General features: G+C 67.7%; 25 protein-coding genes. 15 read left to right on the forward strand and 10 right to left on the reverse strand.

Features of this window, described 5'->3' with window-relative positions:
- The first annotated feature begins 67 nt into the window (after positions 1-67).
- From AB0E78_RS23590 to AB0E78_RS23600, 3 genes are all read left to right on the forward strand, one after another.
- Positions 68-931 (forward strand): helix-turn-helix domain-containing protein, encoded by an 864-nt coding sequence (locus AB0E78_RS23590; protein ID WP_361835683.1) that lies wholly within the window; start codon positions 68-70, stop codon positions 929-931.
- A gap of 509 nt (positions 932-1440) precedes the next feature.
- Complete coding sequence (locus AB0E78_RS23595) at positions 1441-1860, forward strand: MmcQ/YjbR family DNA-binding protein (RefSeq protein WP_361835686.1); 420 nt, start codon at positions 1441-1443, stop codon at positions 1858-1860.
- Between the two features lie 492 nt (positions 1861-2352).
- Positions 2353-2562, forward strand: coding sequence for a nucleoside triphosphate pyrophosphohydrolase (locus AB0E78_RS23600; RefSeq protein WP_361835689.1), 210 nt, complete (start codon positions 2353-2355; stop codon positions 2560-2562).
- Between the two features lie 108 nt (positions 2563-2670).
- On the opposite strand, the gene AB0E78_RS23605 is transcribed toward AB0E78_RS23600, so the two are convergent.
- Positions 2671-3339 carry a hypothetical protein gene (locus AB0E78_RS23605; protein WP_361835692.1) on the reverse strand — a complete coding sequence of 223 codons (669 nt, stop codon included), beginning with the start codon at positions 3337-3339 and terminating at the stop codon, positions 2671-2673.
- Positions 3340-4470: 1131 nt separating this feature from the next.
- Here AB0E78_RS23605 and AB0E78_RS23610 point away from each other — a divergent pair.
- Positions 4471-5604, forward strand: coding sequence for a fused response regulator/phosphatase (locus AB0E78_RS23610; RefSeq protein ID WP_361835695.1), 1134 nt, complete (start codon positions 4471-4473; stop codon positions 5602-5604).
- Between the two features lie 593 nt (positions 5605-6197).
- Here the strand turns inward: AB0E78_RS23610 and AB0E78_RS23615 are convergent.
- Entirely contained in the window at positions 6198-6926 is a 729-nt protein-coding gene (locus AB0E78_RS23615; protein WP_361835698.1) for a TetR/AcrR family transcriptional regulator, read from the reverse strand.
- Positions 6927-7175: 249 nt separating this feature from the next.
- On the opposite strand from AB0E78_RS23615, the gene AB0E78_RS23620 reads away from it, so the two are divergent.
- Positions 7176-7763 carry a flavodoxin family protein gene (locus tag AB0E78_RS23620; protein WP_361835701.1) on the forward strand — a complete coding sequence of 196 codons (588 nt, stop codon included), beginning with the start codon at positions 7176-7178 and terminating at the stop codon, positions 7761-7763.
- Between the two features lie 52 nt (positions 7764-7815).
- Positions 7816-8805, forward strand: a complete 990-nt coding sequence (locus AB0E78_RS23625; protein ID WP_361835704.1) for an aldo/keto reductase — start codon at positions 7816-7818, stop codon at positions 8803-8805.
- 155 nt (positions 8806-8960) lie between these two features.
- Here AB0E78_RS23625 and AB0E78_RS23630 read toward each other — a convergent pair whose 3' ends face one another.
- Positions 8961-10010 (reverse strand): zinc-binding dehydrogenase, encoded by a 1050-nt coding sequence (locus AB0E78_RS23630; protein ID WP_361835707.1) that lies wholly within the window; start codon positions 10008-10010, stop codon positions 8961-8963.
- Between the two features lie 93 nt (positions 10011-10103).
- Here AB0E78_RS23630 and AB0E78_RS23635 point away from each other — a divergent pair, with 93 nt between their 5' ends.
- Entirely contained in the window at positions 10104-10661 is a 558-nt protein-coding gene (locus AB0E78_RS23635; RefSeq protein ID WP_361835710.1) for a TetR family transcriptional regulator, read from the forward strand.
- Positions 10662-11101: 440 nt separating this feature from the next.
- On the opposite strand, the gene AB0E78_RS23640 is transcribed toward AB0E78_RS23635, so the two are convergent.
- Positions 11102-11776, reverse strand: a complete 675-nt coding sequence (locus AB0E78_RS23640; protein ID WP_361835713.1) for a response regulator transcription factor — start codon at positions 11774-11776, stop codon at positions 11102-11104.
- Complete coding sequence (locus AB0E78_RS23645; RefSeq protein WP_361835716.1) at positions 11773-13734, reverse strand: ATP-binding protein; 1962 nt, start codon at positions 13732-13734, stop codon at positions 11773-11775. The genes AB0E78_RS23640 and AB0E78_RS23645 overlap by 4 nt, the downstream gene beginning before the upstream one ends.
- A gap of 233 nt (positions 13735-13967) precedes the next feature.
- Here AB0E78_RS23645 and AB0E78_RS23650 point away from each other — a divergent pair, with 233 nt between their 5' ends.
- From AB0E78_RS23650 to AB0E78_RS23665, 4 genes are all read left to right on the forward strand, one after another.
- Positions 13968-14492 (forward strand): RICIN domain-containing protein, encoded by a 525-nt coding sequence (locus AB0E78_RS23650; protein ID WP_361835719.1) that lies wholly within the window; start codon positions 13968-13970, stop codon positions 14490-14492.
- A gap of 42 nt (positions 14493-14534) precedes the next feature.
- Entirely contained in the window at positions 14535-15464 is a 930-nt protein-coding gene (locus AB0E78_RS23655) for a GTPase (RefSeq protein ID WP_361835722.1), read from the forward strand.
- A gap of 316 nt (positions 15465-15780) precedes the next feature.
- Positions 15781-16968 (forward strand): FkbM family methyltransferase, encoded by a 1188-nt coding sequence (locus AB0E78_RS23660; RefSeq protein WP_361835725.1) that lies wholly within the window; start codon positions 15781-15783, stop codon positions 16966-16968.
- The gene (locus AB0E78_RS23665) at positions 16965-17699 is read left to right on the forward strand and encodes an HAD family phosphatase (RefSeq protein WP_361835728.1); all 735 of its coding nucleotides are present in this window, start codon (positions 16965-16967) and stop codon (positions 17697-17699) included. Before AB0E78_RS23660 ends, AB0E78_RS23665 begins: the two co-directional genes overlap by 4 nt.
- A 126-nt stretch (positions 17700-17825) precedes the next feature.
- Here AB0E78_RS23665 and AB0E78_RS23670 read toward each other — a convergent pair whose 3' ends face one another.
- Positions 17826-18212 carry a hypothetical protein gene (locus AB0E78_RS23670; RefSeq protein WP_361835731.1) on the reverse strand — a complete coding sequence of 129 codons (387 nt, stop codon included), beginning with the start codon at positions 18210-18212 and terminating at the stop codon, positions 17826-17828.
- 399 nt (positions 18213-18611) lie between these two features.
- Here AB0E78_RS23670 and AB0E78_RS23675 point away from each other — a divergent pair, with 399 nt between their 5' ends.
- On the forward strand, positions 18612-19523 hold the full coding sequence (locus AB0E78_RS23675) for a GNAT family N-acetyltransferase (RefSeq protein WP_361835734.1): 912 nt from the start codon (positions 18612-18614) through the stop codon (positions 19521-19523).
- Positions 19524-19819: 296 nt separating this feature from the next.
- On the opposite strand, the gene AB0E78_RS23680 is transcribed toward AB0E78_RS23675, so the two are convergent.
- Positions 19820-20191, reverse strand: a complete 372-nt coding sequence (locus tag AB0E78_RS23680; RefSeq protein ID WP_361835737.1) for a transposase — start codon at positions 20189-20191, stop codon at positions 19820-19822.
- A gap of 117 nt (positions 20192-20308) precedes the next feature.
- Positions 20309-20437 (reverse strand): hypothetical protein, encoded by a 129-nt coding sequence (locus AB0E78_RS23685; RefSeq protein ID WP_361835739.1) that lies wholly within the window; start codon positions 20435-20437, stop codon positions 20309-20311.
- A 457-nt stretch (positions 20438-20894) separates the two neighbouring features.
- On the opposite strand from AB0E78_RS23685, the gene AB0E78_RS23690 reads away from it, so the two are divergent.
- Positions 20895-21500: a dihydrofolate reductase family protein gene (locus tag AB0E78_RS23690; RefSeq protein WP_361835742.1), complete on the forward strand. Its 606-nt coding sequence runs from the start codon at positions 20895-20897 to the stop codon at positions 21498-21500.
- Positions 21501-21839: 339 nt separating this feature from the next.
- A complete protein-coding gene (locus tag AB0E78_RS23695) occupies positions 21840-22511 on the forward strand; it encodes a hypothetical protein (protein ID WP_361835745.1) in 672 nt (223 codons plus the stop codon).
- A gap of 140 nt (positions 22512-22651) precedes the next feature.
- Here the strand turns inward: AB0E78_RS23695 and AB0E78_RS23700 are convergent, their stop codons facing one another.
- Entirely contained in the window at positions 22652-22852 is a 201-nt protein-coding gene (locus AB0E78_RS23700; protein WP_361835748.1) for a hypothetical protein, read from the reverse strand.
- A gap of 320 nt (positions 22853-23172) precedes the next feature.
- On the opposite strand from AB0E78_RS23700, the gene AB0E78_RS23705 reads away from it, so the two are divergent.
- A complete protein-coding gene (locus AB0E78_RS23705) occupies positions 23173-23547 on the forward strand; it encodes a hypothetical protein (RefSeq protein WP_361835750.1) in 375 nt (124 codons plus the stop codon).
- A gap of 243 nt (positions 23548-23790) precedes the next feature.
- Here the strand turns inward: AB0E78_RS23705 and AB0E78_RS23710 are convergent, their stop codons facing one another.
- A complete protein-coding gene (locus AB0E78_RS23710) occupies positions 23791-24852 on the reverse strand; it encodes an Lrp/AsnC family transcriptional regulator (protein WP_361835753.1) in 1062 nt (353 codons plus the stop codon).
- Positions 24853-24895: the final 43 nt, after the last annotated feature.

The following is a 24895-nucleotide window of genomic DNA, read 5'->3' on the forward strand; positions in this document are numbered from 1 at the left end:
GGTCGTGTTGTTTCCTAGGAAAGATCTTTCCCAGGCAGAGCCTTTTCCCCGGTGCCATGCTGGAGGAATGACGGGTTCCGCGCATCTTCGTGAGCTCGGTGAGTTTCTCAGGCACCGCCGTGGCGAGCTCACACCCGCGCAGGTGGGGCTCCCCGAGCGCGCGCACACCCAGCGGCGGGTGCGGGGGCTGCGCCGCGAGGAGGTGGCCGAGCTCGCCGCGATCAGCACCGACTACTACGTACGCATCGAGCAGGGCCGACTGGCACCGTCACCGCCGGTGCTCGAGTCCCTCGTACGCGAACTACGGCTGGACCACGACCAGAGAGCGTACGTGGAAGGTCTGGTCACCCAGGCCGCACGGGCCGGACACCGCAAGACGCCGCGTCGGCCCCCTCGCCCCCACGTGCACCCCCACCTGACCCGGCTGCTCGGCCAGCTCATCAGCACACCAGCCATCGTCTTCGGCCCACGGCTCGACATCCTCGCGTGGAACCCACTGGCAGCGGAGCTTCTGTGCGACTTCGCGGCCGTGCCCGAGTCCGAGCGCAACTACATCCGCATGGTCTTCACCGACCCGGTGATGCGCGACGTCTACCCGGATTGGGAGGACGTGGCCCGCACCTGCGTCGAGGTCCTGCGGATGGAAGCCGGAACGAATCCGACGGATCCGGCCCTCACAGCTCTCGTGGGCGAGCTGGCCGTTGCCGATCAGCAATTCCGGGCCTGGTGGGCCGAGCACCGCGTCGCGCACCAGGACTTCGGCAGCAAACGCATTGCTCACTCCACCGTCGGCGAACTCACCCTCGACTGGGACACCTTCCGCTACGCCGGTGCCCCAGAACAGCAACTCGTGCTCTGGTCGGCCGAACCCGGCACCTCAGATGCGGAACGACTGGCCGCTCTGGCCCGCGGTTCGGCCCAGAGCCTGTGACGTTCCTGAGCACCACTGCGACTGGAATGCTCGAGAGCAGCGGACCGTCACCACTTACGAAACAGGCCCTCAGCGACCGGGACGGCAATCGCTCGGCGCACGGTCGGGCGGGAGAAGACGGACGCCATCGGCGGCGCTTGATCAGTTCACCAAAGAGCGCGCCCCGCCTTTTCAGGCTGCTCCCCGCGTCCGCAGGGATGGACCCAAGGTGGACCCGAGCCGGCGGGGGAGCGGGTCCTGCTCCCCAGACACGTGGGTGAGTGTGGCGGATGACCCGGGGCGGGGCAGGGGGGGCTTTGGTTGGGGGAGGGGTGGTCGGTATCTACCGCCTCGTCTTCTCACGCTGCCCGCCGCTGTGCATACAGCGCTTGTACCGCCGTATGGGCCCGCCCAACGAGCCGATATCTGACCGGTGATGGGGGCTCCGCGCTGTCAGGCGAAGGGAGCTTGCTGTCCTTGTCTGGCTGCGTTCCGGTGCGGGATTGGTCGGCATTGGCTAGGGTCGGCTGATGTCCAGTCCCGGAGATGTGCCGCCCGAGGTTTTGGACCGGTTGCGGTCGATTGTCGGGCGGCTGCCCCAGTCGTATGAGGAACCGGCCTGGATCGGCGTGCGCTGGCGGATCCGGACCCGGACGTTCGCTCATGCCTACACCCCCGACCTGGATCGCCACCCGCTGTACGCCCCGTATGTGACCGCGGATCAGGAACCGGTCGTGCTGACGTTTCGGGTACCCGTCGACGATCTGCTGGGCCTGACCGCCGGCGGGTTTCCTTTCCTTCGTGCCGGCTGGGGCCACAACGTCGTCGCCGCCCTGCTCGGAGAGCACACTGACTGGACCGAGCTCGCCGAACTGATCACCGACAGCTACCGCGAGATGGCCCCGAAGTTCCTCGCCGCCCAGGTCCCCCTCCCGGCGCCGGGCAGCTGACCGGCGCCGGGCCTGGTCTCTTGCCGCGCCACGCACGGCAGGCGGACCTATGGGGTGAGAGCTGCAGCGCCCCGACACTTGGCGCAACCCGCCCGCCGCCACCCACCAGAACGTCGCCAGTTGCCGTCTCTGGCACGGCCGGTAAAGGGCCGCTGAGGGCGGTGAAGCTGCTTGGTGCGCAGAAATGGGCCGCCGGCACGCCCTAGCTGCCCGGGGAGTGCCGGTGCTGGTGGCAGGTCGGTGCCCCTCTGGGGGTCTAGCCGATGGGATTGGCGGTTTGCGTGGCGAGTGGTGAGGCGTTTTGCCTAGCCTGCCTCGGCATGAGGGGTGGCCATCAGGGCTGGCCTCGTGGCGATGGGTATGGGAGAACGATCGGTGGAGCGCCACAGCGAGTACGGCAAGTTGGTGCGGGACCGGATTCCGTAGGTCATTCGTGAGGGCGGGGGTGAGCCGGTCACCTATATCGCGGGTCCACAGGAGTACCGCACGCGGTTGAGGGACAAGCTGGGTGACGAAGTCGTCGAGTTCCTGGAGGCCGATGACGCCCAGGCGCCGGAGGAACTTGCGGACGTTCTGGAGGTGGTGCGCGCGCTCGCCGCGGAGCTGGGGATCGACGCAGATCAGATGGAGACGATCCGCGAGGCGAAGGCGAGGGAGCGTGGCAGCTTCGCTGCGCGGATCGTCTGGACCGGCAACTGTTGACCGCCTGGACACCGCTGGGGTGGCCGGCATCGTGGATGTGGCTGTCCGCACTCTGTCTGCTGCAGGCTTGCGGCTGTCGACGGAGCGGGGGCGTGCCGACAGGGGCGGTCAGTCGTAGAGCAGTGGTGCCGAAGGGGTATGCGCGGACTGCCGGCCAGGTGTGGTGTAGGCGAAGTTGAGGACGGTGCGACGGATTCCGGGACGGCGCAGGGGTGTGACGCGGTGGGCAGTGGCGTCACTGCGCAGCAAGTAGCCGTCGCCGGGCCGGTGGTGGAGTCGCAGTGCGAGCGGGCTGTCCAGAGCCTTGAGGGTCCGTGTATGCGGTACGTACTCGAGGAGCCCGCCGTCTTTCGGGTCGTCGGGGGCCTGGAGGAACAGCACCAGCGCCAGGGGGTAGTCGTCGGTGTGCGCGCCATGTGTGTCGCCGGGCTGGTGCAGGATGTTGAGGACATGACGTTCGACCGGGTCATCGACGCCCATGGCGTCCAAAGCGGCTACCGGCCCGAGGAAGGCGAGCAGCGCAGGGTCCCAGTAGAGAGCGGACACCACGGGGGACTCCTCGGCGATGACCCGCCCGCCCAGTGTGGTCATGTGGCGGGGTGAGCCTTCCATGCAGTCCATCGCGAAGTCCCGCCGGGTGGCGATCTTCTCCAGGCGCTCCATCTCGGCGAGCAGCAGTGACAGCGAGTCCGGGGGCAGCAGGTCTGGCAGAGGCAGATAGCCGTGGGTGACGAAGTGGGCCCGAGACTGCTCGGTGTACGCGGGTAAGGAGATCACGGAACGGCACTACCCGCACGAACACCAGATCAGTCAATTCACGCCGGAGACAACCAGGTTCAGGGCATCCGCCCGCCCCATTCCTGGACCGTGCTGCCTCGTTCTTCGGGTTCGAGGCAGGACGAATCCTTGAAGTACCTCCCGTTATGCGCGGCCCACCCCGGGGGAAGGTCACTGATGCGCTGACTGCGTCACTGACATAAACCCGGCCGCTGACATGAAGTTCAGTGGTGGCATTCCGCCCAGCGCCTACCTGGCGCCAGCTCGTGCCATCCCCTCGCGGGCGGAGTCTCCCGGGGGAGAGGGCTGGAGGGGTGGCCTCCGCTCTCCTGCGGACGGGCTGTCCCTTCTCGGCGCGCGGGATGCAGCAGTTGTCGCGCGAGCTCCTTTGAGGCCCGGCCCTGTGAGTCAATCAGCGGCCGGTCCTCAGGCCTGCTCGGTGCAGTGGCGCTCGGTCACGCGTTCGCTGCGTGGACCCGGACCGGTACTCGCCCAGGCGGCCGGGGGGCGCGCATCCCCCTGATCACCCACACGCCGTGCCTGACTGGCCCTGGCACCGCACGAAATGGCGAAGAGACCGCTGATGGCGGCACCTGCCGAGCGCAAGTACGGTACAGATCACCGGCGCGGCGGCGACGGACAGCAGCGACGCAACAACCCACCGTTCCCACAGCGGCGAGGGGGCCCGCGTTACCACCGAACCCCACCACGTCCAGCCCGCCATCACGTAGAAGAGCACGGCCCGTCGGCGGCAGCAGGACGGGCGGGGCCCACCGTGCGACGTCGCCGCAGGGCATGCTGCCCGGTCTGGTGGCCAACCTGGGTCAGCCACCCCACGTACACCGGCACCCCCACCGCGATCACTAACCACATCAAGACCCGCAGGCCCCGTAACGCGCCGGGCTCACCCATCCTTTGGCTTCCTCCCCCTCGATCGCCAGCCCAGGGGAACGTACCGGCCAGGCAGCCTTGACCGCAGGGCGCTGTCACCCGCGAGAGTGGCGCATTGCCACCGCAGGATTCCCGTGCGATCTGGCATGTGGGCGCAGCCTGGAACGAAGGGAGGGCAAGGTCACCTACACGAGTGGGTGGGGCTTGTGCAGGTCCGGTATGGCCCCGTAGGTTCCGCGCGTGACCGCAGCGGTGTCCGTAACAGCCACGATCCTGGTCGTCGACGACCACGAGCCGAACCGCTTCGCCATGGGCAGTGTGCTGCGCCGGGCGGGCCACCGAGTGCTGGAGGCCGGCTCGGGCCCTCAGGCGCTGGCCGTCTTGCACGAGGCCGATCCACTGCCGGAACTGGCCATCCTTGATGTGCGGCTGCCCGGAGTGAGCGGGTTCGAACTCGCCCAGGAGATGAGGGCCGACCCCAAACTTCCACACATCCCGGTCATCCACGTCTCCGCGGAAGCCAACGATCCAGGCGACCGCATCCGCGGCCTGGAAGCGGGCGCTACCGCCTATCTGGCCTCCCCAGTCGCCCCCGAGGAACTGCTGGCCACGGTCGAAACCGTGTTGCTCGCGCAGCGCGAGGCAAAGACGGCCCGGGAGGAACGCCGCTTCGCCTTCGACCTGCAGCACGCCTTCCTTCCCCGGGCGGAGAAACTGGCCGCACTGGAGGCCATCGACCTCGCCGTCGGTTACGTACCGGCGATGGAGCGCGCGCAGCTTGGCGGGGACTTCTACGCGGCCTTCGCCGTGGACCGCGGGGTGCTGCTGGCCGTGGGCGACGTGGCCGGGCATTCCCTGGCCGCAGCCACGGTCATGGTCGAGCTGCGTCACGTCCTGCGGGCCTACGCCCTCGAAGGCCACGAGCCGCACCACATCCTGCGGTTGATGGATCGCCTTCTCGTGCATTTCCATCCCGACATCACCGCGACCATGTGCCTGGTCGTCCTCGATGCGCGCTCCGGGGCCATGGACATCGCCAACGCCGGGCACCTGCCGCCGCTGGTCATCTCACCCGGCGGGCAGGCGCGCTACCTGCCCGTCCAGGGCCCGCTGCTGGGCTTGAACCTGCCGCACAAACCCGCCGCGCAGGCCCGTCTCGAGGACGGCCAGGTGCTGCTGATGGTCACCGACGGCCTGATCGAACGGCCCCGCGTCGACCTCGCCGTCTCGTTGGAAGACCTCCGCCGGCGCGCCGCACACGCCCCCTGCACCCCCCACACCCTGCGCGATGACTTGCTGCAGCACTACAGCAGGGACACCGAAGACGACATCGCCCTGCTCGCCGTGCGCCGGCAACCGCCCGAAACCACCTGAACCACCTGAACCACCGGGACGTGACACCGGCCCCCCCCCGGCTGGCAGCCAGGCCCGCGCCCGTGTCCTGGTTCAGGCACCAAGCGCAACGTAGCGAGATCGCGCTGGCAGCGCGGAGCAGCACTGCGTGGCCGGGACCTGCAGGGGGCGGATTTCGGTGCTAGGGATCCTTCACCGAGAGGCAGGTACGAGATCGACAGCGGTTTCAGGATGGGGTCTCCAGCGCACTGGCCAGACCTCACCGCGCTGAAACGTCAGCCTCTCGGGAGCAGATGACTGGCCCACCAGGCCCTCTTCGCCTCGAGGTTGAGCCACTTCCGCAACGACCGCCCGGCCGAATGAGGGGCGAGTAACCGGCAGCTGGCGCGCTACGAGGACGCCTCTGTGCTTTGCGGATGCCCGGGGGCTTCCTCCGGGGTGGGGCAGCGGGATGTGGGTTGTGGGGTTGCTGTGGTCCAGTTGTCCGCCAGGTGTTGTGGCTTGTGGTGGGTGGTGTTCCGTTGCTGGGGGGCGTGCGACCGGTCCCCGCGACTGAGCGTCCTGTGCGCGGTCGGTGTGACCGGTCGTGTTCGCTGCCCTGGCTGTCGGGCGGTTCAGCTTGCCAGTTGCTGGAGCCATTCGCGCAGCAGGGCTGTTTCGGTGTCGCGCAGGGGTAGCGCGGTGCCTGTGGCCGGGGGAGTGGTGGTGAGTGTGGTTTCGAGTGCGGCATCGAGGGCGAGTGCGCGTGAGGCCAGGTCCGGCCCGGGTGGGATGGGCGGGTTGGTGGTGAGGGAGGCGATGACGGTGTCCCGCAGCCGTGCGGATGTGGTCAGGTCCCGTTCGGGGGGCGCTTCGCCGATCAGTGCCAGGGTGGCGCCGGTGGTTGCCGCGTGGATGATGCGGGTGGCCTGCGCGACGGGGATCCGCAGGCGCCCGGCCTCGGCCGTCCGGCGCAGCAGTTTCACCAGCAGGGCGTGCGCTTCGTCGGCGGCCGGGGGGCGCCGTCCGGGCTGCACCGTGCCGTACATGAGCATGTAGAACGCGGGGTGCTGCACCCCGAAGTCGACGTGCAGGTCCCAGCCGCGGTAGAGGTCGGCCACCGGGTCGTCGGGGGTCAGTGCCAGAGCCTCGCGTTTCTCGGCCAGGTACATCTCGAATCCGTAGGCGGCCAGCTCGGCCAGGAGCCCGTCCTTGTCGTCGAACATCCGGTAGAGCGCGGGGGCCGTGATGCCCGCGGCTGCGGCGACGGCGCGCGTGGAGAGCGCTTGGCTGCCGCCCTCCTCCAGCAGCTGGGCGGCCACCTGCAGTACCTGGCGTCGCGCGGGGCGTCGTCCTTCATCCATGGAACAACGATATCGCGTTTTGCGTATCACTGCCTTATCGGTGTTACGGTTTTGATCGTAACGTTGATCCACGCTGCTGGTGGTGGTCGACGCGGCCCCTCGTGTTGGGGCGTGCGCTACGCCCTGCCGGGGCCTCCTTCGGTAGCCGAGGCGGGGGAGGGGCAGCACGGCCGACCGCCACAGCGGGCGGCTCACCGTCCGCCGCCACACCAGCGAACACGCCGCCATCGCGGCAGGAGAGGAACACCCGTGTCCGATATATCGATCGTCATCGCGTCGCATTCCGGCTACGGCCACACCGCGCAGATCGCCGCGGCCGTGGCTGATGGCGCGCGCTCCATCGCCGGGACGCACGTCCAGCGCGTGGACGTCGCCGCCCTCAGCGACGCCGACTGGGAAGCGATGGACGCCGCAGACGCCATCATCTTCGGTACCCCCACCTACATGGGCAGCGCGTCAGGGGCGTTCCACGCCTTCGCCGAGGCCAGCAGCAAGCGGTGGATGACCCGTGCCTGGAGCGACAAGCTCGCGGCGGGGTTCACCAACTCCGGGTCCATGAGCGGCGACAAGATGCACACCCTGCAGTACTTGTCGCTCCTGGCGGCCCAGCACGGGATGCTCTGGGTGAGCCTGGGCCTCCTGCCGGGCTGGAACACCACCACCTCCAGTCCCCAGGACGACAACCGCCTGGGCTTCTACCTCGGTGCCGGTGCGCAGAGCTTCAACGACACCCCCGCCGTCCACGACGCGGATCTGAACACCGCCCGCCATCTTGGCCGGCGCGTCGCCGAGCACACCCGCGTCCACCGCGCCGGACTGCTGGCGACAGCGCACTGACCCAGCGGTCCGCCAGGAATTGCCCACCCCGTTTCTTTCCGAGGAGTGAGTCATGCAGCACCGGACACTGGGAAGCCAGGGCCTTGAGGTCTCGGCGATCGGCTATGGCGCCATGGGCCTGACGATGGCCTACGGGCCCACCGACGAGGCGGCCGGCGTCGCCGCGCTGCGCCGCGCGTACGAGCTGGGCGTCACCTTCTTCGACACCGCCGAGATGTATGGCTGGGGCACGGGATCCAACGAGATCCTGGTCGGCAGGGCGGTCAGGGACTTCCGCGACGACGTGGTCCTGGCCACCAAGTTCGGCGTCGACATGTCCGTGCCTGCGGAGCGGATCGGCGGTGCTCTCGACAGCCGGCCCGACACCATCCGCAAGGTCGCCGACAACAGCCTGCGCTACCTCGGCGTGGAGCACATCGACGTCTTCTACCAGCACCGTGTGGACCCCGAGGTGCCCATCGAGGAGGTCGCGGGCACCGTCAAGGAGCTGATCGAGGCGGGCAAGGTGAAGTACTTCGGCCTCAGCGAGGCCGGACCCGAGACGATCCGCAGGGCGCACGCCGTGCAGCCGGTCTCCGTCCTGCAGACCGAGTACTCCCTGTTCGAACGGGACGTCGAGCAGCTCTTCCCCGTCCTGAAAGAACTCGGCATCGGCTTCGTCGCCTACTCGCCCCTGGGTCGCGGGTTCATCACCGGCACCGCACAGCCCGCCGGCCAGTACGAGGCCACCGACCTGCGCAACACCGACCCGCGCTGGCAGCCGGGCAACTTCGAGAAGAACGTCGCAGCCGTCGACCGGCTCGCCGCGCTCGCGGCGTCCAGAAGTTGCACCGTCTCCCAGCTCGCCCTGGCCTGGCTCCTGACCCGGGGCGAGCACATCGTGCCCATCCCCGGCACCCGCAGCCCCCAGCGCATCCAGGAAAACGCCGGCGCCGCAGGCCTCACCCTCACCGCCGCCGACCTCCAGGCCATCGACGAGATCCTGCCCCAGGGCGGCTTCGGCGCCCGCTACACCGAGGGGCACGTGCCCACCTGGATCTGAGCCCCCCTGGGGCAGATGCACGCATGCCCGCTCCGGTGAGGTCAGCGCAGGGCCGACGCAGAGCCACGCAGGGGACCGCAGGCCAAGCGATCCGCGCATGGCTGCGCCCGTGATCCGTCGGGTGGGTGTCTCGAATGGGTCCGTCGGGCGGGACCTCAGGGGTGCATGACGATCTTTCCCACGTGCTCCCTGCGAGAGAGTTCTTCCTGCGCCCGAGCGGCCTGCTCCAGGGGGAAGGCCGCGGCGATGACGGGCTGAACATCCGCCCGGCGGGCCAAATCCATGAGGAGGCCGAAGTGCGTGGGTGTGTGCATCGCGGAGCCGATGACCTGGGCGTTGTGCAGGTAGAGGCGGCGCACGTCGAAGGTGACGTCGTAGCCGCCGAGTGCGCCGGCAATGACCCACCGGCCCCCTTCGCGCAGCAGCGGCAGCCCCTCACCGACCAGCTCGCCGGCCACGACGTCGAGTGCGACGTCGATGCCGTCCGGGGCGGCGGCGCGGGTCTGCTCGGCGATGTCTCCTGCCCGGTCGATGACTGCGTGTGCGCCTGCCTCACGCACCGCATCGATCTTGGGTCCGCTGCTGATGGCGAGCACCGTTGCGCCGCGCGCACGGGCGAGCTGCACCAGCGCCAGGCCGACGCCGCCGGACGCGCCCGAGACCAGGGCGGTTTCCCCCTTCCGCAGCCGGCCTCGCTCGATCATGCCCAGCGCCGTGCCGTAGGCGGTGGGCAACGACGCGAGCTGGTCGTCGGTGAGCGGGGATCCCGTCACGTCATGGACGCGCTGGGCTGGCGCTGTCACGTACTCGGCGTATCCACCGTCGCGTTCGCTCCCCATCAGACCCACCGGGTTGGCGTCCGGCCCCTCCGAGTCGTAGATCGCGGGATCGACGACCACCCGGCGCCCGACAAGGCTGCGCTCCACTCCGGTCCCGACGGCCACCACGCGGCCGGCCACATCGGCGCCCTGGATACGCGGGAAGCCGATTGGGCCGCGCCAGCCCGACTTGGCCCCCGGGTCTCCCGGCCGGCCATAGGCACCCTCCCGGGTCCACAGGTCGGTGTTGTTCAAGGCCACCGCACCGACCCGGACCAGTACCTCTCCCGCTTCGGGAGCAGGGACAGCGACCTCCGCCAGCTCCAGTACCTCCGGCCCGCCGTGCCGGGTGATCCGCACCGCTCGCATGACCTGGGACGCATTCATCGCGTGAACCTCCTCGCGGGTATACTGATCTGTGAACGTCTCCCACCGTACACCGATCAGTAAAGGAACGCCGCAGTGCAGAAAGAACGGCCTGTGACGCCGGCCGGCCGCCGCATCCTGGCGGCCGCGGAGGAGCTGTTCTACCGCCGCGGAATCACAGCGGTCGGCGTGGACCTGATCGCCGAGCGCTCAGGGGTGACCAAGCGGACCCTGTACAACCAGTTCGGTTCCAAGGACCACCTCGTGGCGGCCTACCTCACGGGCCGCGACCAGCGCTGGCGCTCCCTCGTCCGTGCCGCCGTCGACGCCAGCGACACACCAGCCGCAGCCGTCACCGCCCCCTTCGAGGCACTGCGGACCTGGAGCAGGACCAACACCCGCGGATGCGCCTTCATCAACGCCCTGGCTGAACTCCCGGACCCCTCGCACCCCGCCCACCACATCGCCGCGCACCAGAAGCTCTGGCTGCTGAACCTGTTCAAGGAACTCGCCGCCACAGCCGGCTGCCCGCGCCCGGCCGCCCTCGCCACCCAACTCCTCGTGCTGCACGAGGGTGCTCTCGCCACCCAGCCCCTCCCGCTCGACTGCCTTGCGGAGAGTACTGACCTGGCGCGATCTCTGGTGCAGGCCAGCGCGTCGCCCTGCCACTAGGCGGGCGCCCTGCATCGGTGTAGCGGGCACAGCAACTGTGCCCTGGCCTGAGGCCTGGACGGCGGCTGCCCTCTACCTCGGTAGTTGCAGGCGGCTCATCTCGTACCGCCCTGATTTCGCCGGGAGTCAAACCAGCAGGGGACGCCGGCCCGGTTGCCGCGGGGCTTCTCATGCACCCACTAACCATCTCCGTCGAGGAACTGCAGAATCGCCTGCAAAGTCGCCGTATCGGCTCCGGAGGATCAGCAACTGAGCGCGCGATCCGTGACCTTGAAACGGAACTCGCCCGCCCACGCCGAGGCCGGGCTGATTGCCGACCAGGACATCGTGCAGTGGAGAAGGACGTGGTGCCGCTCGCCCTCGACGGGCAGACGGAAGCCCCGCCAAATGAGCAGACTCCGGCCACAAAGCTTCCCCGAGCAGGCAGGTGTTCCTGCCGTTCAGCCTCGTGGAGGGCTGCCTTTGCCCAAGCCGGCATCGCGGGCCGCGGCAACAGCGGCGGCCCGGTCGTGGACCTGCAGCTTCGAGGTGATGGCGGACACGTGGTTGCGGACCGTCTTTTCGGAGAGGACGAGTCGACGGGCGATCTCGTGGTTCCCGTAGCCGACGGCGACCAGAGCCAGAACTTCCCTTTCGCGACCGGTGAGTTCGGGGAAGACTTGGGCGGCGTATTGCTGTTGCGTATCGGTGAAGAAGTTGACGATCCTGCGTGCGACGGCAGCGCCATACAGCGCTTCCCCGGATGCAACGGCCAGGATCGCGCGGATGATTTCGGCTCGGTCGGCGCCCTTGAGCAGATATCCGAGGGCGCCGGCGCGGAGGGCGCCGAACAACATCTCATCGTCTTCGTGCATGGTGAGTACGAGGACGCCCGTGCTGCTGTGACGGTTGAGGATGGCTCGAGTTGCGGCGGTACCGTCGAGGCCGGGCATGGCCAGGTCGGTGAGAACGACATCGGGCGATGTCTGTTCGACCACCCTGAGCAGTTCTTCGCCGGTGGCGGCCTCGCCGACGACCTCTACCTCCTGGGCTGCGGCGAGGACGGCCTTGAGGCCATAGAGGAACATGGGGTGATCATCGGCGATGACCACTCGGACCGGGGCGGTAGCGGTCACGGGTCCTCCAAAGGCAGAGTGGCGACGACGGTGGTTCCGGCCTGCGTGGAGTGCACGGTGAAGTCACCGTGCAGTGCTTCGGTCCGTCGGCGCATCGAGGTCAGTCCGATGCCCGAGGCTGCTGTGCCGATGCCGGTGCCGTCATCACTGATGACGATCCGCAGTGATCCGGTGTCGGCTGTGATGGTGACGTGAGCGTGGTGGGCGTGCGCGTGCCGGGCGGTGTTGGTCAATGCTTCCGTGATGATGCGGTAGGAAGCGGTCTCCACGTCCGGCGGAAGGATTGGCAGTGCCGTGGCCGTTACGCCGACGGGCACGGTCAGAGCCACCGTCCGGGCGTGCTCGCGCACGGCGTCGGCCAGTCCCCGTGTGTCCAGGACAGTCGGGCGGAGGGCGTCGATGATGCGGCGGATCTCCCCGATGGCGGTGGTGGCCTCGATACGGACCCGGGCCAGCAGAGCGGTGCACGTGGGCATGTCACCAGCGGTCAGCGCATCAGCGAGAGCCTGCAGACCCAGGCCCATGCCGGACAGTGAGGGGCCAAGGCCGTCATGCAGGTCGTGGCGGAGACGGTTGCGTTCGGCTCGGGTGGCTGCCACCACGCGGTCGCGTTCGGCTTCGAGGGCTTCAGTAAGTTCCAACGCCCTCACGAGCACCGCGATTTGCAATGCCATCGCGGTCAGCAACCGAGTCTCGGCATCGTTGTAGCTCTCTGCCGGGCCGCGGGTGGCCAGGGTGAGGGTACCGACGTCACGGCCGCCGACTCGCAGGGGTATCACCGGGCCGGTGACCGTCATCTCCCCTTGTACGTTCACGAGCCGGCCGTCCGGTGCCGCCACCATGGCGGCAGGCGCACGAAGAGCGTTCATGACGACCTTGAGCGCGGCCGACAGCAGGTCCACATGGCCTGCGGTGGCGACCTCGTCACCGAGCTGGGTGATCGCACGCAGTGGGTCCCGGCGAGCGCCGTACACCAGACGGTCCGCTGCCCGCTGCAGCCGATCCCGCGCCGGAGCCAGCAACACCGCCACCAGCGCCGCCGCCACGACCCCGGGCAGTGGGCGACGGTCCAGAGCCGAGCCGACCACCGCAGTTGCCGTCAGATAGACCGCGATCACCGCGAGGGTCAGCGACCCGTAGACGAGACCACGCCGCAGCACCGTCTCGATGCCGAGCAGCCGGTAGCGCAGCACCCCGACCGCCACGACGACAGGAATGAGATACACACATACTGCTGTGACGGGTTTGGGCACGTCGATGAACATGACGACCAGCAAGGGCCCGGCCCCGCATACGAACCAGGTCAGCTGCTGCCGCTCGGGCGTCCTGGCACGGACGAGGCGAACGATCGTGCCCACCCAAATGGCAAGGGTCGAGAACACCAGCAGCGGCAGGCAGACGCCTGTCATCAGCCACGCCAACACCTCAGGGGGGAGTGCGACCGCAGGAGCGTGACCAGGGGCGACGTCGTCGTAGGCTTGCGGGTCGAACGCCTCGACGCACACCATCAGCGCCATCATTGTGGCGGATCCGGCCACCGGCCACCGCCACCACCGGCTCGGCAAGTGACCGTTCGGATACAAGGCGAGCACGATCGTCGGCGTGAGAAGCATGGAGGGGAACCAGAGCCCGCTGCCGACTGCTGCGGCCAACTGCGCTCCCGGCCACTGGGGTTGCGCTACCGCGACGCCGTAACCGCCGTAGCCGGCGAGGCCCACCTGCCATATGGAAGAAGCCCCCGCGCCGAGGAACAACCACCCCAGCATGTTGCGCGGGCGCAGCCCGATGAGTACTGCGCCGGTCAGCTGCCACTCCACGCTCGCGCCGCCGACAACCCACACGAAGTAGACGCTGTCTCCCAGACGATCGGCATGGGGCAGCGTCGAAATCCAGCCCGCGCACGCCAGTATGGCGGCGCTGGAGAGCAACACCATCCAGGAAATCGTGCGTGCGGCCATGCGCCCAGCGTCCCGCTCCCCACGTCCCGAAGGCCATACGACGTGTCCTTCAACGTCCGGGCAATGAGCCCGAGGCAGTCAGGACAGGCGCCTCAGGCGGAGCAAGGGCCGGGTGCCGCACAGTGCTTGATGCCACGCGGCGGGAGGCGGTCGCTCGCTCTACCCGTCGACATCCAACAGTGGCGAAGGAGATCTCCATGAGAAGCCGATCAATCCGACGGAGCCTCGGATGCATGACTGCGGCCGCCGTCATCGGGGGGAGTGCCATGACTTCCATGGCCTCAACGGCGTACGCGGTACCCGCAGAGCCGACGGGGAGTACTCACGCGACTGACGGGGCGCCCACAGTATCCGCCGACCAGAACTACGAGTTGGTACTGGAGTGGGGCGGTCGGTGCCTGGAGGAATGGGGGGGCTCTGTCTATCAGTGGGACTGCCACGGCGGCGATCACCAGCAGTGGCGCTTTGTGAGCAAGGGCGACGGCTACTACCAGATCGTCAACAAGCGCGATGGGCTGTGCCTTGACGTCTATGGCGGTTCGCCCCAGAACGGGACTTCGGTGGTAGGGGCCGGTTGCCACGAAGGGAAGTGGCAACAGTGGAGTCTCAACTTCGTCGGAGCAGCCCGCTACGAGTTGGTGGCCCGTCACAGCGGACGCTGCCTCGATATCGCCCACGGCGGAAATGGATCGAAGGCGCTGCAGTGGGACTGCCATCACGGGGGCAATCAGCGCTGGTACATCAACGAAGAGCGATGACCGTGCTCAATGCGGCGTACAGCATCAGCGCATAAGAGACCGGTGTGGATATCCAGTGGCCTGACGCCTGGATATCCGCACCACCTTTCGGAACTGGGCACGAAAGCCCAGCATCCTACCTGCATCGATAACATCGACAACGAGGGTGCCATGACGCATCGAGGTAGCAAGCAGAAGAATTCCCGAGGGATCGTAAATGCAACAATCGAAGCCGCAGTCCCTCTAGAGGCCACGAAGCAAGTAAGCAGTGCGATGGTGGCCTACCTTCGTCACCACCCTCCCACCATCGGCGTCATCGGAGCCTCAGGGACGGGAAAGTCCTCGACGATCAATGCGATGTTCAAGACGAATCTGCCGATCAGTCACGCGGTGGCCTGCACGAAAGAGTTCCTGAACGTCGACCTGAACGTAACGGCGACATCCGCATCGATCGCAGGTGACAGTTTGAAGCTTTGCGTAGTTGACGCGCCGGGTCTTGGGGAAGACTTGGCGCGCGATCCCGACTACCTCGACATGTATCAGACTCACCTGAGCCGCTGCGACATCGTGTTATGGGTGATGGCCGCACGCCAGCGCGCGATCGCGCTCGACCAAGGCTATCTGCAACTCCTGGCCGATCATCACGAGAAGATCGTATTCGGGCTGAATCAGATCGATCTCATCGATCCAATGAACTGGAATTGCCGCCTCAATCTGCCCAGTGATGACCAAGAGAAGATCATCACGGAGATCGCCCAGGATCGATCCGCGAAGATTTCGGCGACCCTGGGGCGACCCGTCGAGATGCACCCGTATTCGGCGGGCAATCTCTACGGACTTCAGGAGCTATTTTCCGGGATGATCGCATCCTGCCCCGACGGAAAACGCGCTTGGATCTTTGATCCCATTAAAGCCTTCGGGCCATTCGACTTTATCCCCGAGGGCGTGCGAGGTCAGGTATTGGAGCAAATCGATGCGCGAACCGATGATTGAGAGGAATCTGTGCCGAACATCGACAGTCTGACTGACGCCGAGCTAGGCCGACTAGTCCGGGCCGCCTCAAGGGCAAGTGGCTCTCTGATCCAAGAAAAGGCAAGGGCCCTCGACACTTTCTGCGAGTGGCTGAATTCCGTAGGCTTCGAGTGGCTGTCAGCATCAATTCAAAGCGCCAACTTGGCATGGGACGGTATCAAGTGGCTCTACTATAGAATCTTTACATAAACGGAATCGCGCCCGGAAAGAACGGGCGGACCGTCATGCTCGACGAGGGCCGAGACCTGGAATGAGCAGGCCACCCTGTAGGCCGTCCATGGAACGGCTGCCCCCGCCGCTACACATTCTGCACGGTCGCGATGCGAAGAAGATGGCTGCGCTGCTGAGCGGGAACCATGCGCTGGTGCACGAGTCGGGGCTTCTCAGACATCCACTAGCTAGATTGGAGATCCGCTGCGTTGGAGTGGCGCGCTCACCTCCGCGCCACGGCCCGCCTACGGTGGCCATGTCCGGGCACCCCTCCCCGGCACGACAACGTGGAGGCCCCGTGATTTCGGCGTACCTGAAGTCCGATGAGGATCACGCGGCGGGGCGCAGCACGGGACTGGTGCTGGCCCGCGAGAGCGCGTCCTGCCTGCGGGACGCGACACAAGCGGCCTGGCACGGGCGCGGCGGCAGCCGCTGGCGACTGGCCCACTGGATGATGCGCCGGTTCGCAGGCGCGGCCGGGACCCCGCTGGCCGAGGACGGTCTGCTGCTGTTTCGCATCGCCACGCCCGGCGGGCCGGCCCAGATCTTCATCCGCCGCAACCAGAGCGATCTGCTCATCCTGTGGCAGATCTTCCTCCGTCGCTTCTACGAGCTCAATGACACCTACCAACTCACCCACCCGCTGCGGACGCTGGACACCGTGGTGGATCTGGGAGGCAACACGGGCCTCGCGGCCGCATATCTCAGCAGCCGCTACCGCCCCCGCCGCCTGCTGACCGCCGAGCCCATCGCCGAAAGCCGGGCAGTGCTACGCCGCAATGCCCATTTGTCGAGGGTCCCCTGGATCATCGACGAGCGGGCGGTCACCGGCCACGGGGAGGGCCCGGAACTCGAATTCGCCGTCAGCGCCTTCTGGGATACCTGCACCGCGGTCCCCGAGGTGCACGAGCTGAGGAGCACCCGGCCCTGGCGCCTGGAGAACTCCCTGGCTCTTCCCCGGCGCACCGTAGAAGCCGTGGACGTCTCCAGCCTGCTCGACCAGCACGACATCGACCATATCGATCTGCTCAAGGTCGACATCGAAGGGAGCGAAGCTGCCGTCTTCGCCACGCCGCAGCCGTGGATGAACCGCACCGACCGCATCGTGCTGGAAGTCCACGACAAGTACATCGACGGGGACACCGTCCGAGCGACCATGCACGAGGCGGGGTTCTGCCGCATCCCACCGCGCGTGCCGGACCCGGCCGGCTTCAACCCCGTCGAGCTTTACGTCCGCCGCGGGGTTCCGGCATGACCCTGCCGATGCCGAGGGCCGTGGTGTTCGACTGCGACGGCACGCTGGCCGACACCCAAGCCTGCGTCCGGACCGCAGTCGACGAGGCCTTCGCCCGCCGAGGGCGTACCTGCGACAGGCGCTTTCACGCTGAACTCTGCGGTCTCGGGTTGGCCGCCCTCAGCGCCCGGGTGGCCACGATGTTGGATGTCTCCCCCGTCGGGCTGGACCGGGAGCTGCTGACCACCATGGTGCAGCAGGCCAAGCGGTGGGCGGTGACCCTGCCAGGGGCGCGGGAGTGTGCCGAGGCGACCGCTGCCCGGCTGCCCGTGGCCATCGCCAGCAACTCCCCCCGCCTGCTGCTCGACGCCACACTGACAGCCACCGGCCTCTCGCGCCTTACCTCGGTGACCATCAGCGCCGACGACGTGGCCCGCCCCAAGCCGGCTCCCGACATGTATGTGCAGGCATGCCGCGCCCTGAGCGTGTGCCCGTGCGACGCCGTTGCCGTCGAAGACTCCCCGACCGGCATCACGGCAGCTCGCGCGGCCGGAATGACCGTGATCGGTGTCGGCGAACACGCCCGGAACGCCGAAGCGGATCACTGGCTCCCCGCGCTCAGCCCCGATACCTTCCACGAGCGCGGCCCCTTGCGTTCCGGGGCGCAGGCGCCGACCGCGACGGGGTCAATATTCCGCCGACCACCGGTTACGGATGCTGGTACACCGCTTTCGCGTGGGGCACACGGCTAATGGCGGTTTGCTGCCTTGATTGCGCTCCCGGGGGGGGCAGCGCACTGCCTGTATAGCGGGCGGCGGGGTTCCCCTGGGTGTCGACAACGCTCTCGGAGAGGTCATCTGAGGTCCAGAGATGGGTTCTCAACCGTGAAAGGAGTTTGCAGGGGCCAGCTGGATGATCTCCTCCAGAGGAGGGGCGGGCGGCACTCCCAGCTGCGCGGCCAGGGCGGGGCGCGGGGTGCGTTCGAAGGCGGTGAGGCGGTGGTTGCGGCGGCCTCGTTTGAGTTCGTCGAGGAACGACTCCCGGATTCCGGTGCTGTCGACCTTGCCGCTCATGACCGCTTCGTCAGGCAGCCCCTTCGCGTCACGCGTGCGCCGCAGGTCGAACACGTAGCGCTTGCCGATGTTCACATGGGAGGAGGCCAGGCGGGTGGACTCGGCAAGCAGCAGGTAACAGGCGGCGAGCTGGGGGAGTTGGGCGGCGATGCCAAGCAACCCCTCGACGGGAGTCTGCGCGAGGTCCTGCACGGTGAGGCCGCTGCGCTCCAGGAGGTGGTCGGGCAGTGGGGTGCGGCCGATGAGTCGGTCAGGCGCTCTTGGCCCTCGAGGAGGAAGGGGCGGTAGAGGCGGCGTACGTAGCAAAGTTCATCCTCCCAGGTCAGGCAGGAGCTTTCGCGTTTCTGCCCCACCAGCCGCAAACCAAGTTAACGGCGAGGCTGGGGGCTTGGTCGGCACGGTTCGCAACTTCCGTGGACGGAGCCGTCGGTGACCAAGTAGCGTCTGGTTCCGACCACGCCGCGTGAGACGAACGGAAGGAGGCGAGTGCCGTGCAGTTCTCAACCATCCAGCGCTCCCTCTCCGCTATCCCGGTGTGGCACCTCTGATCCGACCGGGAGCGCTCCTGCCGTACGCATCCCGGAGGAACCCATGACCGATACGGTCATCCGCGCGCTCGACGAGAGCGACGCCCATCTGTTCGACGCACACCCCGACCCGCTGAACGCCCGTGCCGCGCACCAGCGGACCACGCATCGCCCCCGCTGGAAGCGGGTGGCCCTGCGCGACGGCGCCGTCGTCGCCCGCGGCGCCTGGTGGGGCGGCCCCGATGACGAGGAACCCGTCAACCTCAACTGGTTCGATGTCGCCGAGGGCGAGGTCGAGGCGGGGGCCGCACTCCTGCGCTCCGCCCCGTGGCAGGTCGAACTCGAGCTCAACCTGCCCGGCGACTGGCGCGAGCACCCCGCTCTGGCCGCGGCCGCCGAGACGCGCTTCGCCGCCGCCCGGGCCGCCGACTACGAGCTCCTGGTGGAACGCTTCCTGTACCGGTGGACACCGGAACGCGGCCTGCCCGAGCGGCCCGGACGGCTCGTCTTCGGCCCCGAGCCCGACGACGCGGTCTTCTTCGACGCGCTGCGCCGCATCCACGCGGCCACGCTGGACGCCCACGCGCTGAAGGCCATCAAGGAAGGCGGCCTCGACCTGGCCGCGCGCGAAGAACTGGAATTCTTCCACTGGTGCCCGTCCCCGCGGGAATGGTGGCAGCTCGCCCGCACCCCGGAAGGCGAACTGGCCGGCATCCACATCCCGGCGCACAACCCCTCCGGGCCGACCATCGGGTTCATCGGCGTCCTGCCGGAGCACCGCGGCCACGGCTACGCCTACGATCTCCTCGCCGAGTGCACCCACTTCCTGGTGGAACAGGGTGCGGAGGTCGTCACCGGCGCCACGGACCGGGGCAACTTCCCCATGGCCGCGAACTTCACCAAGGCCGGTTTCCCCGTGGTGCGCGAACGCATCAACTTCCACCCCGTCGCCCGGACCGCCTCCAGTGCCCGCTGACATCACCGACTGACACCAGCAGTGGCGGTCGTGGGCGATCACTGGCGATGCACGGCAGCCGTAGTCCTGTCGACCGGGAGGGCGGTTCTGGCCGCGAGGCAGGCGCTGCTGCCTACTGCGCCCGCAGGGGTGCGTGTCCAGGCGGACGAGGCGCTCCTGGCCGACGCCGGGTTCCAACCGTATGTACGTAGCGCACCGTCGAGTCGGCCCGCACTTGCGCCGTGGGCGGATCTCGTGGGGATAGGCGAGATTGGGACTGGATCTGTACGGGTCGGGGTGATTGGCGGTTGCTGATCTCATCCGTTGCCGGGGCCGCATGTCCGGACCGAAGGGGACAGGTGCCGACTCGCTGAAGCCCGCATCTGGAGTTCGATCCGCCGGCCGGGGCCCTCGATTGCTGCGGCGGCTGGGAAGAGACGCAAGAGGGTGCTCCCTGACGCCTTAGCGGATGGACTCCCTGACGCTTTCGGTATACGGCGTTTGTATGCCGTCTTCCACAGTCCGAAACGCTCCGGCAGATCCCACCACTGCCTCCCCATACGCACCCGGTACAGCACCTCGTTGATCACACGCCGGTGATCACTCCGCTGGTCCCCACACCACCGCGAGGTAGGAACGACGCCAGTCAGTCCCACTCCGCATGCGTCAGACCTCCACGACCCATGCATCCAGCCCGACCTCAACAGTGCTGTGAGTGGTGGACACCAACCAAGGCAGCGCCGCTCTTCTCGTCGGGCTCCTGCTCGACCAGGGAGAGCCGACGGGCAGATCCGCGAGGAGGTCCGCTACTTTCGGCGTCGGAAGGTCAGCCACAGGCGGGCCCCGATCAGGCCCAGGACCACCACGCCGACCGTGATCTGTACCCAGCGCGGGAGCGCGCCCGACCCGGGGAGGTAGAGAGCGAGGAGTGTCACGGGCGCCGCCTACGCAGGTCGAGCCGCTGTGCGAGTTCATCCATCGGACGGTCCCTGGGGTTCACCGCGGGCAGGTCAATCGGCGTCGGGTTCGCTGAGGTGGGGCGAAGCTGCCGATTCGATCAACTATCTCATCTGCGCGCCGATGGCATCCGTTCTGGAACCGATGAGAGTGATCCCTCTGCCCTTACGTGCACCATCGGCTCAGCACCGTAGCGGGGCGCCGCGCCGGTTGCGCCACCGCCAAGCGCGGTCAGATCCCAAGAGCGGGCTCTGATGTGTTCTGCTGAAGATGCCCGAGTGAGTCGAATGGACATTGAGGGCGACGGTCGTGCGCGAGCGCGTTTCGGATCGACGGGTGCCACCCGTGCACCCCGTATGCGCGCTGCGCCACGCACCTTCCGCCGATGAGTTTCCGGCGGTGGTGTGGTCTACCTGTCGACGAAGGGAGCACACCATGCGCAAGATCATCGTTTGCACGTTCCTGACGCTCGACGGCGTCATGCAGGCGCCGGGCGGTCCGGACGAGGACGCGGGGAGCGGTTTCAAGCACGGCGGCTGGCAGAAGATGGTGTCCGACGACGAGGTCGGCGCGGCCATCGCCGGTTGGTACCAGCACTCCGACGCGATGCTGCTCGGCCGCAAGACGTACGAGATCTTCGCGTCGTACTGGCCGAGCGCCGATCCCGGCAATCCGTTCACCGATCGGATGAACAGCACGCACAAGTACGTGGCGTCTCGGACCCTGACGTCCCTCGAGTGGCAGAACTCCACGCTGCTGGAGGGCGACATCGTCGATGCCGTGCGCACACTGAAGGCCACCGACGGCGGCAACATCAACGTCGTGGGCAGCGGCGACCTCGCCCAGACCCTCATGCGGCACGACCTCGTCGATGAGTACCGGCTGACCATCCACCCGGTGATCATCGGCACCGGCAAGCGGCTGTTCGCCGACGGAGCGATCCCCACTGCGCTGGAGCCGGTCAGCGTCTCGACGACGAAGGGCGGCACCGTCCTTGGCGTCTACCGGCCCGACGGTAAGCCCAGCTACGACAGCTACTAGTCATACGTCGCGGGCCGCTGACGACCATCGTCGCAACTGCTGCGGCGCAGCCGTAGGTCAGTGGAGCGCGAGGTTGCCGCAAGGTGACCTACCGTCAGCTCTGGAGTGATTCCGTTGAGGTGGATGACGACAAGGAGCCGGAGCAGAAGCCACTTGCCTTGAGACCGGCGAGGCGGGACGGACGCCGCAGAAATCAGCTCTCATACGATGACCGGTCGTTCGGCGGGCGGCTTCGGCGGGCTCGCCCTGACCGTCCAGGTATGGGTACCCAGGGACGCGGGGCGGATGTGAGTACCCGCACGGATACGTATGGGCCAGAGGCTGCCTACGGTGACGTCCATGCCTGCACCCGAGCCCGCCTCCACGCCCAGCCGCAGACGACGCTGGATCATCGTCCTCTTGGTCACACCGGTGGTGGTGTTGTTCGGCGGTGCCTGGTTCGTGATGTACGGCTGGCCGGAGAGGTACGACAGAGAGCCGCCGCCGGAAATGCTGCGACGTATCGCGGCCCACAATCAGGATGCCTACCGTGTACTGAATCTCGGGCCCGTGCTGAAGCCGCGGTCCGGGCCGGACGATCCCGCTGAGCACCGCTCCAGCAACTCCGCTTCGACGGGTGAGTGTTACCCCGACGGTCTGGAGGCGATGAAGGACGAGCCCCTCGACGGTGTCTATAACGTCCAACACGGCTGGACCGCTGTCAGGAAGGATGGCTCCGGGGTGCGGGTCGCCTTCCATCGTCTGGAGCGCCATCTCGCGGCGAATGGCTGGGACGTCGACTGGAGCGAATCCATCAACAAGCAGAACTTCAGCGTGATCGCCGGCAAGGACGGCTACCAGCTGTCAATCAGTTGGGATGCAGAATTCAAGGAGGTCACCGGCCTTGGTCGCAGTCCCTGCGCCCGCTTCCCCGACCGCTCGCAAGAGCGCGCTTATCGCCCCGCCGACCATTACGAGGCCCCGGACCGGCAACTGACACCGCCTGCCCTCGTGCCCCGTCAGCGCCGCTGATCGGAACACATGATCAAAGCCACTGCCCCTCCTGCGCATGTCACCGCCTCCAGGCGGGCTTCGTCGCGCAGTTCGCCGATCGCGTCGACCAACGCACTGATGGGGGTGATGACGTCCGGGTCGGCATCTGCTCGGCCGAGTCACTGTTGACGACGCGGCCAGCGGTTCAGTGGAGCCATTGACTCCCCGTTGGCGGCGCATGCGGGCGCGAGCTCTTCTCCACGCTCGGCGAGTTCGGATCGGAGGCCGAGGAACTGCTGTTCCAGCTTGGCGGCCCGGCGGCCCGTCAGGATGACTTCCGGCAGCAGGGCGGCGCCCCGCACGTCGACCAGACCGCGCATATGTCCCGGCCGACCTGTTTTTGGCCAAGCTCAGCTGACCGCGCCGGGCCTCAGGGATCCGACGGCGTTCACCCGAGCTCGACGAGCAGTTCTAGGGTGGTGAGGAGAGGACGTCGATCCGCACTCTCGGGCCCGTTTCGGCAGGCGGTCGTCGTTGGTGACCAGAGTGCACTGCCCGGAGACAGCAGTGATGCCGATCAGGGCTTCGTTCGTGTTGCCAACGTTGGCGGATCGCAGGACCTCAACGACTGTCGGCGTACAGACTTTTATGCCCAGGGGTCTCGGTTGAGATCGATGCCCAGACCAGGGACACTCGCGCGATGAGCCACAGCACGTTGTCTGAACCGGTCGAGCGAGGGTGGGACGAGCCGTGGTATCGGGTCCGTATGGAGGACTTCCAGGCGTCGTTCCTGCCCAGCGACGGCGAGGACTTGGACGAGGTCTGCAACGTTGATGTCTTCGTGACTCTGAAGGATGGATCTCGTTGGACCGCGACTGTGTTCACCCTCGTGGAAGTCGAGCGTCTGATGAAGCTCTGGGCAGGGACCGACGAGGCCCTCGAGGGCTGGTACTTCTGGGTCTCGGACGGCCTGATCGTCAGGGATCCCGGCATCGACAGCATGACCGACGTGATCGCCGGACTGATCGCGAAGGGCGAGTTCTCCGAGATCTTCCAGCGTGTGATCAACGACTGATCAAGTGCTAGGCCGCCGGAAGCGACGTGGGTGGCCGGCCACGTCGTTGTCCCGGCACCGAGCACCGAGCACCGAGCACCGAGTCGCCGCGCTCGACTCGACGGATGACCCGCACCGTCGTGCCGTGCAGCTGTGCGGGGAACTGCCACCCCTGGACAGTCGGCGGCGCGCCCAGAACGAGGCGTGGGGTCCATACAACCCCCTCATGGTCAGAGCGAGCGGCCGGACTCCCCGCGTTCTGGCCTACGGCTGGGTGTCCGCTCCGGCCGTGCGAACGTCCAGAGGAACGCCGCCGATGTGGTAGCCCTGTTCGTCGAGGAGGTGGCCGCTGAGCTTCAGTGGCCACAGGGCCACGGCTCGGTCGGTGATCTCCAGGCCGGGTACGCGCTGGGTGAGTCGTACCTCGAAGCGCTGCACGTCGGTGAGGGACTTCACCCAGGCGATGATGAGGACGTTGTTCCGGCCGGTGACGCCGGCGCACAGCCGTACCTCCCGGGCGCCGGTGACTCCGCGTGAGACGCGTTCCAGCTCTCCCGCGGCCGTGCGCCCCCATTGGATCACGGTGACCGGCCACTCCGACAGGGGGCGTGCGACCTCGCAGCGGGTCTGGAGCATGCCGGCGGCGAAGAGCCGGCCGAGTCGTCGGCGGACCGTGTCCGGGCTTGCCCCGCAAGCGTCGGCGAGCGCGCGGTAGGTGGCGCGGCCGTTCATGGAAAGGGCGGCGATGAGGGCGTGGTCCAGGTCGGTGAGCGGGAAGACGGGGGCCTCGGTGCGGGCAGTTTCGGTGTCGGCGAGGCGGGCGATCTGAGTGCGGTCGAGGGCGCGCAGCCGCCAGCGGCTGCCCTCTGTATAGACGGTGCTTGCGAGGTGGGTGCGGCTGGCGACGATGCCCGGCATCGCGCCGATGCTGCGAGTCATCCAGTGGGTGAGTGCCGCGAGGTCCGGGACCATCACGGTGAGCAGCAGGTCGCGGTCCCCGCTGACGTGTTCGACGGTCGAGACGTGGGGCACCTGGGCGAGGTCCTGGGCCACGGTCAGCAGGCTGCCGCTGGCGCAGTCCACCTCGACGAAGGCGAGCAGTCCCTGTCCCGCCGAGGCGAGGGCGGGCGACGGGGAGCAGCTGATCCAGGCGGCGCCGGCTTCGGTGAGCCGGTGCCAGCGGCGGGCCACCGTCACGGCGTCGAGGCCGAGTACGGCGCCGATCTCGTTCCAACCGGCGCGTGGGGCGATCTGCAGTGCGTGCACCAGGGCCTGGTCGACGTCGTCGAGCGCCCGCACCCCCGCATGCGCGTAATGCTGCGTCATTCGATGTCCCTTGCGTCTTTCCTGCGATTCAGAGCCGAGGGGA

Origin of the sequence: Streptomyces sp. NPDC032198, assembly GCF_040636975.1 — a bacterium.
Classification (GTDB): Bacteria; Actinomycetota; Actinomycetes; order Streptomycetales; family Streptomycetaceae; genus Streptomyces.